11 protein-coding genes are annotated in these 13,784 nt (G+C 43.1%); all 11 read left to right on the forward strand.

Annotated features, from left to right (window positions below):
- Positions 1 to 2 precede the first annotated feature (2 nt).
- The 11 genes from purR (at position 3) to yabN (ending at position 13,779) form a co-directional block, all read left to right on the forward strand.
- Complete coding sequence (gene purR, locus BN1765_RS01630) at positions 3 to 827, forward strand: pur operon repressor (protein WP_050613567.1); 825 nt, start codon at positions 3 to 5, stop codon at positions 825 to 827.
- Between the two features lie 306 nt (positions 828 to 1,133).
- Positions 1,134 to 1,436: a septation regulator SpoVG gene (gene spoVG, locus BN1765_RS01635; protein ID WP_050613568.1), complete on the forward strand. Its 303-nt coding sequence runs from the start codon at positions 1,134 to 1,136 to the stop codon at positions 1,434 to 1,436.
- Positions 1,437 to 1,716: 280 nt separating this feature from the next.
- Complete coding sequence (glmU, locus tag BN1765_RS01640; protein WP_050613569.1) at positions 1,717 to 3,090, forward strand: bifunctional UDP-N-acetylglucosamine diphosphorylase/glucosamine-1-phosphate N-acetyltransferase GlmU; 1,374 nt, start codon at positions 1,717 to 1,719, stop codon at positions 3,088 to 3,090.
- 16 nt (positions 3,091 to 3,106) lie between these two features.
- On the forward strand, positions 3,107 to 4,060 hold the full coding sequence (locus BN1765_RS01645; protein ID WP_050613570.1) for a ribose-phosphate diphosphokinase: 954 nt from the start codon (positions 3,107 to 3,109) through the stop codon (positions 4,058 to 4,060).
- Positions 4,061 to 4,404: 344 nt separating this feature from the next.
- Positions 4,405 to 5,022, forward strand: coding sequence for a 50S ribosomal protein L25/general stress protein Ctc (locus BN1765_RS01650; RefSeq protein ID WP_050613571.1), 618 nt, complete (start codon positions 4,405 to 4,407; stop codon positions 5,020 to 5,022).
- 183 nt (positions 5,023 to 5,205) lie between these two features.
- Entirely contained in the window at positions 5,206 to 5,763 is a 558-nt protein-coding gene (pth, locus tag BN1765_RS01655) for an aminoacyl-tRNA hydrolase (protein WP_050613572.1), read from the forward strand.
- Positions 5,764 to 5,837: 74 nt separating this feature from the next.
- Positions 5,838 to 6,068 carry an anti-sigma-F factor Fin gene (locus BN1765_RS01660; protein WP_050613573.1) on the forward strand — a complete coding sequence of 77 codons (231 nt, stop codon included), beginning with the start codon at positions 5,838 to 5,840 and terminating at the stop codon, positions 6,066 to 6,068.
- Positions 6,069 to 6,289: 221 nt separating this feature from the next.
- A complete protein-coding gene (gene mfd, locus BN1765_RS01665; protein ID WP_050613574.1) occupies positions 6,290 to 9,820 on the forward strand; it encodes a transcription-repair coupling factor in 3,531 nt (1,176 codons plus the stop codon).
- Between the two features lie 193 nt (positions 9,821 to 10,013).
- Positions 10,014 to 10,550, forward strand: coding sequence for a stage V sporulation protein T (gene spoVT, locus BN1765_RS01670; RefSeq protein WP_050613575.1), 537 nt, complete (start codon positions 10,014 to 10,016; stop codon positions 10,548 to 10,550).
- A gap of 150 nt (positions 10,551 to 10,700) precedes the next feature.
- Entirely contained in the window at positions 10,701 to 12,308 is a 1,608-nt protein-coding gene (locus tag BN1765_RS01675) for a putative polysaccharide biosynthesis protein (protein WP_050613576.1), read from the forward strand.
- 10 nt (positions 12,309 to 12,318) lie between these two features.
- Positions 12,319 to 13,779, forward strand: coding sequence for a bifunctional methyltransferase/pyrophosphohydrolase YabN (gene yabN / locus BN1765_RS01680; RefSeq protein ID WP_050613577.1), 1,461 nt, complete (start codon positions 12,319 to 12,321; stop codon positions 13,777 to 13,779).
- The last annotated feature ends 5 nt before the right edge of the window (positions 13,780 to 13,784 follow it).

The raw sequence follows: 13,784 nt of genomic DNA on the forward strand, positions 1-13,784 counted from the left end.
CGTTGAAATTTCGTCGAAGTGAACGGCTTGTTGATATGACTAACTATTTATTAGAGCACCCAAGTCAGCTTGTCCCACTCACTTTCTTTGCAGAAAGATATGGTTCAGCTAAGTCTTCTATCAGTGAAGATCTAACGATCATTAAAGAAACATTTGAGCAACGCGGCATCGGTTCATTAATAACTGTGCCCGGAGCGGCTGGCGGCGTAAAGTATATCGTAAGGTCCAACAAGGAGGAAGCCATGCATTTCATCGAAGAAATGTGCGGAATTTTGGCAAAGCCTGACCGGTTGTTGCCTGGTGGCTATTTATACATGAATGATATTCTTGGCAACCCGCAAATCATGAAGAAAGTGGGCCGCTTGATTGCATCGGCGTACGCCGACAGCCAAATTGATGTGGTTATGACCATGGCTACAAAAGGGATCCCTATTGCTTATGCAGTTGCGGATCACTTGAATGTCCCCGTTGTCATTGTACGCAGAGATAATAAAGTGACAGAAGGGCCGACGGTCAGCATCAACTATATCTCTGGTTCTTCCAAACGCATACAGACCATGCTTCTTTCTAAAAGAAGCCTTGCGGTTGGATCCCGTGTTCTTGTGGTCGATGACTTCATGAAAGCAGGAGGAACGCTTCATGGAATGACAAGCCTTCTGGAGGAATTTAATGCTACTGTGTCAGGTGTGGCTGTATTGATTGAATCGGATGATACGGAAGAACGTTTAATTGATCAATACCTGTCCCTTTTAAAGCTGGCGGAAGTAGATGTCAAAGAGAAAAGCATTACGGTTACAGAAGGGAACTATTTTGAAAGAACGAAATAGCACACACCCCTTGAAGAGCCCCATCTTGAACAGATGGGGCTCTTTTTTTGAGGCTAAGAATGTATCTTCTTTGGAATTAAAGAGAAGAAGTAAAAAGAATTTTTTGATTTTTGTCCCTTTTATTTAGAAATTAAGCTCTATCAATGGTAAAATAGGATAATAATTCCTTGTTTTTAAGCTTTACCTCTTATTTTTACAATTATTTGAAAAAATAAGAAATTTTTTTACAACTTTAGAAGGATTTTCAATAGAGACCGTTGAATATAGTATTCTAAAGTTTTTTATTAATTAAAGGTGGTGTACATGATGGAAGTAACAGACGTAAGATTACGCAGAGTCAACACAGATGGCCGAATGAGAGCGATTGCATCCATTACACTTGATAATGAATTTGTAGTTCATGACATTCGAGTGATCGATGGGAACAATGGTTTATTTGTAGCAATGCCAAGCAAGAGAACTCCAGATGGAGAATTCCGAGACATTGCACACCCAATCAATTCTTCTACAAGAGGAAAGATTCAAGATTCAGTTTTAGCAGAATATCATCGTCTTGGTGAGGTTGAAGGATTAGAAGCAGTGGAATTAGAAGAAGCAGGAGCTTCCTAATTAAAACCTAGCTACCAAAACAACAGGAGCCTACTTACTTTTTTGGTAAGGCTCTTTTTCTTTGCCTTTCGATATCAATCCTTCGCTCTTTTCCTCCTCAAAACATCTTTTTTCGGCTTTCGCCAATTTCCAAGCTTAACCGTTAATATTTAACAATAGCGGAATAATGGTAGTGTATTCTTGAAAACCTCTGTTATTTAAGATATATTTTATAAGGATAATTATGAATATGATTTGTAAATATTAGGAATAATGCATACAAAATGCTGGGAGGTACGTCATGAGTAATCGTTACGCCGTTGTATTAGCAGCTGGGCAGGGTACTCGAATGAAGTCTAAATTGTATAAAGTGCTTCATTCTGTATGCGGCAAGCCGATGGTTCAACATGTGCTTGATCATGTTTCTTCGCTAGATGTGCAAGAGATTGTTACAGTTGTTGGCCACGGAGCCGAAAAGGTCCAAGCTGAATTGGGAAGTGTTTCCCGTTTCGCACTGCAAAGCGAACAATTGGGTACAGCCCATGCAGTCATGCAGGCAGAAGAATTGTTGGAAGGAAAAACGGGCACCACTCTTGTCATCTGTGGAGATACACCGTTGATTAAACCTGAAACCATGCAAGCCCTTATTCAGCAACATGAAGAACAAGGCGCGAAAGCATCCGTTCTGACTGCACATATAGAAAATCCGACAGGCTATGGAAGAATCATCCGCAATGAGCAAGGCTATGTTGAAAAAATTGTTGAACATAAGGATGCCACGGAGAAAGAGCGCGAAGTGAGAGAAATCAATACAGGAACCTACTGTTTTGACAATGAAGCTCTTTTTTCTGCTCTAAAGAAAGTCTCTAATGACAACGCACAAGGCGAGTATTATTTGCCTGATGTCATTGGAATTCTCAAGTCTGAAGGCGAAATCGTTTCTGCCTATCAAACAGACGATTTTGAAGAAACATTAGGTGTTAACGACCGGGTGGCTCTTTCGCAAGCTGAAAGTATCATGAAAGAGCGAATTAATACGGCCCATATGAGAAATGGCGTTACGCTGATTGATCCAGCCAATACGTATATTGAAAGTGATGTTGTCATTGGCCAGGATACCATCATCTATCCAGGCACAACCATCAAAGCAGGAAGCAAGATTGGCTCTGATTGCATCATCGGACCGAATACGGAAATTGCTAATTGTGTCGTTGGAGATGCATCGTCCATCTGCCAATCAGTAGCCCATGACAGTGTGATCGGATCGAAAGTGACGATTGGTCCTTTCGCCCATATCAGACCACAATCGCAACTAAGCGATAACGTAAAAGTAGGGAACTTTGTCGAAATCAAAAAGGCTTCTTTAGGCCATGGCTCAAAAGCCTCCCATCTAAGCTATTTAGGCGATGCGGAAATCGGAGCAGGCGTAAACGTAGGCTGCGGATCCATAACAGTTAATTACGATGGGAAGAATAAATTCCTAACTAAGATAGAAGATGGTGTATTCGTTGGATGCAATTCAAATCTGATTGCCCCTGTCACAATCGGTGAAGGTGCCTATATCGCAGCAGGTTCAACGATCACTGACGATGTACCGGGCAATGCACTGTCAATTGCACGCGCACGCCAAGTAAATAAAGAAAATTACGCTAGTAAATTAAATTATAATAAATAAACTATGGAGGTTCATCATGTCAAATCAGTATCTTGATCCGAATTTAAAGGTGTTTTCACTGAATTCAAATCGCGGATTAGCAGAAGAAATCGCAAAATGCATCGGTGTGGAGTTAGGGAAATGCTCTGTTACACACTTCAGTGATGGTGAAATTCAAATCAATATTGAAGAAAGTATCCGTGGTTGCGATGTTTTCGTCATCCAATCGACTAGCCAACCTGTAAATGAACATTTGATGGAACTACTTATCATGATTGATGCCCTGAAACGTGCTTCAGCTAAGACAATCAATGTAGTTATTCCATACTACGGTTATGCGCGCCAAGACCGTAAGGCACGCGCCCGCGAACCGATCACCGCAAAACTTGTCGCTAATTTATTAGAGACTGCTGGAGCATATCGCGTAATTTCTTTAGATTTGCATGCACCACAAATTCAAGGATTCTTTGACATACTGATTGACCATTTGATGGGTGTTCCTATCCTTTCCGATTATTTCGAGAAGAAAAATCTAGAGGATATTGTAATCGTGTCTCCTGACCACGGTGGTGTTACTCGTGCCCGTAAGATGGCTGACCGTCTGAAAGCGCCAATTGCCATCATTGATAAACGCCGTCCGAGACCAAACGTGGCGGAAGTCATGAATATCGTTGGGAATATTGAAGGCAAGACAGCAATCCTTATCGATGACATCATCGATACAGCTGGTACAATCACGCTGGCTGCCAATGCATTAGTGGAGAATGGCGCTGCTGAAGTGTATGCTTGCTGTACGCATCCTGTCCTGTCAGGCCCTGCCATTGAACGCATCCAAAATTCCCAAATCAAGGAATTGGTTGTGACGAATTCAATCGCGCTTCCTGAAGAGAAAAAAATCGATAAAGTTGTTGAGCTTTCTGTTGCGCCATTGCTTGCTGAAGCAATTGTCCGCGTATACGAAGATCAATCAGTCAGCACTTTATTCGGTTGATTGATAAAAAGTGGGCTTTAATATAGCCCTAAAATGAAAACAGGTGAAGAAAGACGAATCGTTTTTCTTCACCTGTTTTTTATTTTTGATATTGTTTGTTGGAAGTGATGCCACATGCCTGCATTTCATATGCCCCTTGTTTTTGGTCCGCAATAAACTCTGCAAATATCACGAGTTTGTCCTTGGTTTGTTCGCTTATTGGACGCCCTCAAAGAGGTCTTCCGGAATAGCTGTTTAAAAAATACAACAATAATGTTCATTTTTATGTTTAGATACTACACCATAAAGGGAAGGTCAATAATGTAGAAGTATATAAAGATCAATTTCAGGAAGGTGTGTTTTGTATGAGTGAAACACTAAAAGCGCAAGAGAGAAAAGAATTTAAACATTCGAATGTAGTGTCTATCCGCAAGAAAGGAAGTATTCCAGCGGTTGTATACGGCGCAAATATGGAAAGCACGCCGGTTGAAGTGGATGCCACAGAATTGTCTAAGACTCTTAAAGCTGTGGGCCGTAACGGAGTCATTGAACTTGCAGTGGGCAACCAAAAGAAAAATGTAATGTTGACGGACTATCAGTATGATTATTTGGACAACAAATTTATCCATGCTGATTTCTTAGCCGTCAATCTCAATAAAAAATTGGAAGCCGATGTTACATTGGTGCTTGAAGGAACAGCAAGCGGCGTTAAGGATGAAGGCGGCATCTTGCAACAGACTCTCTATGAAGTCTCTGTGACAGCAAGACCGACTGATTTGCCTGAAAACATCACTGTGGATATTTCATCCTTATCGATCGGCGACACTGTAACGGTGGGCGATATCCGCAAAAACGTCTCTGTAGAGATCAACAATGACGATGAAGAAGTGATCGCCACAGTCCTTGCCCCTCGCTTGGCTGAGGATACAGAGGAAGATGAAGCAGCGGCAGCTGTAGAGCCAACAGAAGAAGTAAACTCTTAATAGCCAATCAAGCCATAAATTGTATAATCGTGTTATAATGAAAAAGACGTAACTTTTACAGGTTACGTCTTTGTTTCTATTGATGATTATTTCATTGTAAATAATAGGTATAAGCAATTGTAAAATAGACATACACTAGCATTACTAAACAATACGAATGATCTTTTGGAGTGAGAATAAAGCATGAAACTACTAGTAGGGTTGGGCAATCCGGGGAAAGAATATGAAAGAACAAGACATAACATCGGTTTTGAAGTGATCGATGAATTGTCGCGCGAATGGAATATCCCTTTGACAGAAGCCAAGCACAAGGGCCTATACGGGGCCGGCTATGTAAACGGTGAGAAAGTCATTCTCCTTAAACCTTTGACATATATGAATCTGTCGGGAGAAAGCATAAGGGCGGTTATGGATTACTTCAAAATCGATGTGGAAGATTTGGTTGTTTTATATGATGATCTTGATTTAGCGGTAGGCAAATTAAGATTGCGCCAAAAAGGGAGAGCTGGCGGGCATAACGGCATTAAATCGATTATTTCCCAACTGGGTACCCAGCAATTCAACCGGATCCGCATAGGCATCGGCCGTCCGCAGAATGGGATGAGCGTTGTCAATTACGTATTGGGAAGATTCCAGAAAGAAGAGTGGGCAGAGCTTGCCCCTGTCATCAAGAAGTCCGGAGAAGCATGTGAGGCTTTTTTAGAGAAGCCATTTTTGCAAGTCATGAATATATATAATTAATTTTGGCATATAGTGAATAAGATACCCCTGAAGCAGTGCATACTAACCGTAAAAACTGTAAAGGGGTTCTGTGCATGGTCATCAAATATGAATGCCGACACTGCCATACGGGGTTAGGTTTTCTGCCTGCAGAACAGGTGGATTTTAAAAGACTTGGCGTCCTTCAGTTGTCGCCGGAAGAGCAGAATAATCTGATCAGCTATGATGAGCAAGGGAGTATCTCTATTTCCGTCATATGTGAAGATTGCCAGGAAGCTTTGCGCTTTAATCCAAATTTACATGGATACGAATATATTATTCAATAAGTTTTGAGCTTTGGAATGATTCCAAAGCATTTTTCCGTTTGTACTACGATGGTCGTAGAGAAATTACTGTAAATATTAATTAAATTTGAATAGATGGTACATGATCGAGCCCAGGACGCCAAAATCCCAGTTCTTCATCGCCAAGGCTTTTGTTTAGCGGCGTTGTTTAAGTCTGTGGTAAGCAGTGCGTCCGGCGCTTTTGTTATAGGGGGAAATTAGCTATGAATGCTTTAAACCAGGTCTTACTTCAAAATGAAGATATGCAGTCTATATTGAACGGCTTAGATGAGGGGCTGCATGAACAATTAATTGCGGGGCTCTCGGGATCTTCAAGAGCTATGTTTATTTCATCTGTCTATCAAAAGACGCACCGTCCGATCCTTGTTGTGACCTATAATCTTTTGCAGGCGCAAAAATTATACGAAGACATGACTTCGTTCATCCCGGAAGATGAAGTCCTTCTTTATCCGGCGAATGAGCTGATTGCAGCAGAGCTGAGCATTGCCAGTCCTGAAATGAAATCCCAAAGGGTTGAAGTGTTGGATTATTGGACCCGGCATCCTAAGGGAGTCGTCATTGTGCCGATGGGCGGATTCCGTAAGTTGCTGCCTCCAAAGGCATTATGGAAGAAATATCAGCGCTCCTTTAAAGTGGGAGACGAGATTGATTTGGAGTCAGCAGTCAATGATTTTGTCCTTATGGGTTATAGCAGGACAGAAATGATTTCGGCACCAGGAGAATTCAGTGTGCGGGGCGGCATCATTGATATCTTCCCACTGACTGAGAGCGATCCTTTCCGGATTGAGTTGTTTGATACGGAAATTGATTCAATCCGGACATTTTCAATCGAATCGCAGAAATCCTTGCAGAAAATTGAACATGTGTTAATCGGCCCTGCCACTGAGCTTCTTTTGGAGCCTGAGCACTTGTCCCGCATGACCGAATTGCTGGATGATGGGTTGCGCAGCAGCCTGAAAAAAGTTCGAAATGAAGCAACGAAGAATAGTATGTTGCATACTATCGGAGCGGAGATCGACAAAATCAAATCGGGAATCCGCTTGGATGATCTATTCAAATACACGTCACTGGCCTATGAGAAGCCAGCTAGTTTAATAGACTATTTACCAGAAAGCGGTTTAGTTTTTCTGGATGAAATCAGCCGCATCCAAGAAATCGCATCCAGTCTTGAGAAGGAAGAAATGGAGTGGTTCACAAATCTGTTAAGTGACGGTGAAATCATTCATGACGTTAAGTTGGCCTATTCCTTCCAGGAACTGATTACATCTTCGCCGAAAAAAATGATCTATCTTTCCCTTTTTCTGCGGCATGTTCCACATACCAACCCGCAAAACATCATCAATGTAACCTGCAAGCAAATGCAGAATTTCCATGGACAGATGAATGTATTCAAGACAGAAGTCGAGCGGTGGAAGAAGAGTAAGTACTCCGTTGTCATCTTGGGCCCTGATGAAGAACGAATGAACAAGCTGAGACGCGTTCTCGAAGACTATGAAGTGGAAGCGGCAGAGTTATCTGATTCGAGTAAAATCCTCGAAGGGAAAATCCAGATAGCCAAGGGCAATCTGCATACCGGCTTTGAATTGCCGATGCAAAAGCTGGCTGTTATTACCGAACAGGAATTGTTCAATAAGAAAACAAAAAAATCGACGCGCAGACAAAAAATTTCAAATGCGGAGCGCATTAAAAGCTATTCTGAATTGAATGTCGGCGATTATGTAGTGCATGTCAACCATGGGATCGGTAAATATCTTGGGATTGAGACGCTTGATATTAATGGCGTGCATAAAGATTATCTGAATATAAGCTATCAAGGGTCCGACCAACTTTATGTCCCGGTTGACCAAATTGACCTTGTGCAAAAATATGTAGCCTCCGAGGGAAAAGAACCCAAACTGTACAAATTGGGCGGCAGCGACTGGAAACGTGTGAAAAATAAAGTACAGAAGTCCGTACAGGATATTGCTGACGATTTGATTAAGCTATATGCCGAACGGGAAGCATCCAAAGGCTATGCATTCTCTCCTGATGGCGATATGCAGAGGGATTTTGAAATGGCATTCCCTTATAAAGAAACAGAGGACCAACTGCGTTCCATCGAGGAAATCAAAAAGGACATGGAACGAGAGAGACCGATGGACCGGCTATTATGCGGAGATGTGGGATATGGGAAAACAGAGGTAGCCATCCGTGCAGCCTTTAAGGCGATAGCGGACGGCAAGCAGGTCGCTTTATTAGTCCCTACCACAATCCTTGCCCAACAACATTATGAAACGATACTAGAGCGCTTTCAGGATTACCCGATCACAATTGATATCTTGAACCGTTTTAAAACGAAAAAAGAGCAAACAGAGACCTTAAAAGGGCTGAAAGCAGGAACAATCGATTTAATCATTGGAACACACCGCTTACTGTCAAAAGATATTCAATACCGTGACTTGGGATTGCTCATTATAGATGAAGAGCAACGGTTCGGCGTGACGCATAAAGAGAAAATTAAGCAGTTGAAGGCTAATATCGATGTTCTCACATTGACAGCGACACCTATTCCACGGACACTCCATATGTCCATGCTGGGCGTCCGGGATTTATCGGTTATTGAAACGCCGCCTGAAAACAGATTCCCTGTGCAGACGTATGTAATGGAGTATAACGGCGTACTTGTCCGGGAAGCGATCGAGCGTGAATTGGCAAGGGATGGCCAGGTTTACTTCCTATACAACCGGGTAGAGGATATAGCAAGAAAAGCAGAAGAAATTTCCATTTTAGTGCCCGATGCCCGTGTCGCCTATGCTCATGGGCGAATGACAGAGCGGGAGCTGGAGACCGTTATGATTGGCTTCTTGGAGGGTGAGTACGATGTGCTTGTCTCTACGACCATCATTGAAACGGGTGTAGATATTCCGAATGTCAATACCATTATCGTGCATGATGCGGATAAAATGGGACTGTCACAGCTTTATCAGCTGCGCGGCCGTGTCGGGCGTTCGAACAGAGTGGCTTATGCCTACTTTACTTACCGCAAGGACAAAGTGCTAACGGAAGTAGCTGAACGGAGACTCCAGGCGATCAAGGAATTCACTGAACTGGGCTCAGGGTTTAAAATTGCTATGCGCGACTTATCGATCAGGGGAGCGGGCAACCTATTGGGTGCAGAGCAGCATGGATTCATTGATTCTGTCGGTTTTGATCTTTATTCGCAAATGCTTAAAGAAGCAATTGACCAACGGATGGAGGATGCTCCTGAAGAACAGCATCACCAGGTTGAAATCGATGTTCAATTGGATGCTTACATTCCGGATGCATATATTGTGGATGGCAATCAAAAAATTGAAATGTATAAGCGTTTCAGAGGCTTAACAACATTGGATGAAATAGAAGAATTGAGAGAAGAATTGATGGACCGTTTCGGCGAATATCCGATTGAAGTCGAGTATTTGTTGAAAATCGCTGCCATTAAGGTCCATGCCAACCGTGCGCATGTGGAATCCATCAAACAAGTGAAACAGGAAATCATCCTTTTAGTTTCAGAGGAAGCAAGCGGCCAAATCGATGGTCCAAAGGTTTTTCAGGTGACAAGCAAAATCGAACGGAGAGCAGGATTGGGGATGGAAGGGAAGCGTCTTAAAATTACGCTGCCAATCCGCAATGTGGACTCTAATGATTGGTTGAAGACGTTAGAGAACCTTGTCAAGGGACTGAAGGATGTAAAAAAGGATAAAGTTAACCAGTAATATTAAATTATGGTTGCAGAGAGAACAAATTCATGTTGAAATATAAGTAGGATAAAATATATTACAAAAATATTTTTCCTGGTGAATAGAACGTAGGGCTTACAAAAATACTAAGTCTACTGAGGTTATGGATGCTTATACTAATATTGGTATTATAACCAAAAACAAATAGCAGAAAGTGAGGCAACATAAGATGAAAGCAACTGGTATCGTACGTCGTATAGATGATTTAGGACGAGTTGTCATTCCTAAAGAAATCCGCAGGACCCTTCGTATCCGTGAGGGAGACCCATTGGAAATTTTCGTTGATCGCGATGGAGAAGTTATTTTGAAAAAGTATTCTCCAATTTCTGAGTTAAGTGATTTTGCGAAGGAATATGCAGAAGCTCTATATGACAGCCTTGGTAACCCGGTGCTGATTTGCGATAGAGATACATACATCACTGTCGCAGGCGGCTCTAAAAAAGATTATTTGAACAGAAGCATTTCTGATTTGCTTGAAAGTGTAATGGAAGACCGCAACCCTATATTGGAGACGCAAAAAGCCCAAATTTCATTGGTGGATGGTTTCACTGAAGAAATCCAATCTTATACGATTGCTCCAATCGTAGCGAACGGCGATCCAATTGGTGCTGTCGTTATTTTCTCCAAGGAAGGTACTCTTGGCGAAGTGGAACGCAAAGCTGTTGAAACAGCTGCTGGTTTCCTTGCACGCCAAATGGAATCTTAATCAAATAACGTGTATGGAAAAGGACGGCAGTTGCTGTCCTTTTTGTTATATATGGGGAGAGGGAGGATGGGCCATTGATATAGGGGAAGAGCTTGGATATGGTATACTATTGGCGAATGTTTTCCTTGAAGGAAGGGAGTCGATCGCAGCTTGAAGAGAGCTCAAGACCTTTCGAAAACGTTTTTGCGCGGTGCTTTTATTCTTACTTTTTCAGCTGTCATCGTAAAGCTGTTGAGCGCGGTTTATAGAGTTCCGTACCAAAATATCGTTGGAGATGTCGGTTTTTATATATATCAGCAAGTGTATCCTATTTACTCGCTTGCGCTTGTTCTTTCTACATATGGATTTCCCGCAATTATTTCGAAATTGCTGGCAGAGAGCAGACCAGAACAAAAAGGCTATTCACGTGGCGACATTGTGCTGGCTTCTTGGTTTACAACGGCTGTTATTTCACTGGCCCTATTTTTGATTTTCTTTTTCGGCAGTGGGCCTATTGCAGGCCTGATGAATGATCCTGGTTTGAAGCCATCCATTAAGCTGGTTTCTTTTCTGTTCCTGCTCATCCCTTTCACTTCTATTCTGAAAGGCCTCTTTCAAGGTAGGGGAGAAATGGTCCCGACCGCGGTTTCGCAAGTGGCGGAACAATCCGTTCGTGTCGGGTTGATCTTAGTTGTGGCTATCGTCTATTACCAGTACAGCTTAACATTATATGAGGTAGCACAAGGGGCCTATCTCGGGAGCTTGGCAGGAAGTGTCATCAGTTGCCTGGTTCTGGCTTGGTATTATGCCAAAAAGCGCTCCGTGGAGCATACGAGAATCGAAATGCCGTCGATTCAGCGCGCCTTTCCATTAATGAAGACCATTATGGTCCAGGGGTTGCTGTTTGCGGTCAGTTCGCTGATTTTAGTCTTTATTCAGTTTTTGGATGCCCTTATTTTATATCCGGAGCTCGTATCTGCCGGCATCGAGCCAGCAGAAGCCCAAAAGATGAAGGGCATCTATGACCGTGGGCAGCCGCTTCTCCACTTGGGAACCTCCGCTATTATCGCCCTGTCATTGACAGTCATCCCGCTGATTTCAAAGTATTTGCAGCAGAATAGATGGAAGGAAGTCCATTATTACACAGAGCTTACATTCCGATTGAGCCTCATGCTCGGAACAGCGGCAGCCGTAGGTTTGTTTTGGATTGTAAAACCTGTTAATATTGCTTTGTTTACAGATGGGAACGGTAGCGTCGAGCTCTCGGTGCTGGTGGTTTCCATCCTGTTCTGTTCAATTGTGATGACAGGCATGTTCGTTCTGCAAAGCCTGGGAAAATCATTTTATTCGCTCGGCATTATTGCAGCCGGACTGGTGTTCAAAGGGATATTGATGTTCTTGCTGATCCCTTCGCTCGGCATTATGGGGGCTGCTATCTCTACAACGTCTTCCTTCGTTGTAATGGCTCTTGCCCTCTTGTTGTTGCTTGGGCATCTTTACCGGCGGCCTTTAATCGTTCGCAGATCATTAAAAGTGATTGCATTGGCCGTTTTTCTGATGTCGATTGTTTTAGTCGGAGAAGGGATTTTATTCCATCAGATAGGGCAAAGCATAGGAGACGGGCGGATGTGGTCTTTTCTACAGGCCATCATCTCGGTGCTTACCGGCGCATTCGTGTATATTACGGCCATTCTGCGCGGCCGACTGCTATCGGAAGCGGAGTTAGCGTTGTTGCCTTTAGGGGGCAAACTAGCGCGTTTTTTGCCAAAAAAGAAATAGGAGATAACACATGACACATACTATTAAAATATTGGGATTGGGTGCAGGTGATATCGATCAGCTGACGATGGGCGTTTATAAGCAGCTACAGGCCGCTGGCTCATGCTGGACAAGAACCCTCGATCACCCTGTTATTGAAACGTTGCAAGAAGAAGGAATTAAGTTCCATAGTTTTGATTCCGTTTATGAGAAGTATGATACATTTCCGGAAGTGTATGATGAAATAAGCGATACGTTGATCTCTTTGGCAAAAGAGAAAGATATTGTTTATACGGTGCCGGGCCATCCGATGGTGGCTGAAATGACCGTGCAGCTGTTGCTATCTAAAGGACCCGAACAGGGTATAGAGATAAAGGTTGAGGGAGGGCAAAGTTTCCTCGACCCTCTATTTCAAGCGGTGAAAATGGACCCTATCGATGGATTCCAGCTTCTTGATGGGACGGCTCTTCACCGGGATGAATTGCAAATGACACAGCATTTAATCATCGGCCAGGTATACGATGGGTTCATTGCATCCAATGTAAAATTGACGCTGATGGAAAAATACAGCGATGATTACCAAGTGGCGCTTGTCACAGCAGCAGGAAGCGCAAAAGAGACAGTAAAATGGCTTCCGCTGTATGAATTGGACCGGGAAGCGGAGCTAAGCAATTTGACATCGGTATATGTTCCGCCGGTTAAAGAGGAAACAATGCTACTAAAAGAATTCACTCAAGCGCGAAGCATCATTGCCGCATTGCGCGGTCCTGGCGGCTGCCCTTGGGACCAGAAGCAGACCCATGAGAGCTTGAAGAAATATCTATTGGAAGAAGCGTATGAATTATTGGATGCGATTGACCAAGATGATCCGGACGGCATGATTGGCGAGCTGGGTGACGTATTGTTGCAAGTGCTGCTGCATGCCCAAATTGCCGAGGATGAAGGGATGTTCAGTATCGAGGATGTGATAGAGTCATTGTCCGAAAAAATGATTAGAAGGCATCCACATGTGTTTGGCGACCGTACTGTCTCAAGCGTCGAGGAGGTTAAAGCGAACTGGGATGCGATCAAACAGCAAGAATCATCTTCACGTCCTGAAGCATCTTCCATCCTTGATGGAGTGGAACAATCCTTGCCGCAGCTTTTGATTGCCTACGAATACCAAAAAAGAGCCGCTAAAGTCGGTTTTGATTGGCCGGAAGCACAACAGGCATGGGAAAAAGTGAAAGAAGAAATGGAAGAGTTCCATCAAGAAGCAGTGAAGGGCGACAATCAGGATGCCCTGCAGTTAGAGTATGGCGATATCCTGTTTTCGCTTGTTAATATTGCGCGCTTCCACGGCTTATATCCGGAAGAGGCCTTATACCAAGCGAACAGAAAGTTTTTAAATCGGTTCCGCTATATTGAACAAGCCGCTGAAAAGCCGCTCAATGAATATTCTTTAGAGCAGCTTGATCAGTGGTGGAACGAAGCGAAGTTTAAAGGACTATAAAAGGG

The sequence above is a fragment of the Bacillus testis genome (genome assembly GCF_001243895.1).
Classification (GTDB): domain Bacteria; phylum Bacillota; class Bacilli; order Bacillales; family DSM-1321; genus Bacillus_AD; species Bacillus_AD testis.

Coding starts and splice junctions, on each gene's coding strand:
- mfd (WP_050613574.1), top strand. CDS start 6,290: ATGAATGCTTTAAACCAGGTCTTACTTCAAAATGAAGATATGCAGTCT.
- BN1765_RS01650 (WP_050613571.1), top strand. CDS start 4,405: ATGAGTGAAACACTAAAAGCGCAAGAGAGAAAAGAATTTAAACATTCG.
- BN1765_RS01660 (WP_050613573.1), top strand. CDS start 5,838: ATGGTCATCAAATATGAATGCCGACACTGCCATACGGGGTTAGGTTTT.
- BN1765_RS01645 (WP_050613570.1), top strand. CDS start 3,107: ATGTCAAATCAGTATCTTGATCCGAATTTAAAGGTGTTTTCACTGAAT.
- yabN (WP_050613577.1), top strand. CDS start 12,319: ATGACACATACTATTAAAATATTGGGATTGGGTGCAGGTGATATCGAT.
- spoVT (WP_050613575.1), top strand. CDS start 10,014: ATGAAAGCAACTGGTATCGTACGTCGTATAGATGATTTAGGACGAGTT.
- pth (WP_050613572.1), top strand. CDS start 5,206: ATGAAACTACTAGTAGGGTTGGGCAATCCGGGGAAAGAATATGAAAGA.
- spoVG (WP_050613568.1), top strand. CDS start 1,134: ATGGAAGTAACAGACGTAAGATTACGCAGAGTCAACACAGATGGCCGA.
- glmU (WP_050613569.1), top strand. CDS start 1,717: ATGAGTAATCGTTACGCCGTTGTATTAGCAGCTGGGCAGGGTACTCGA.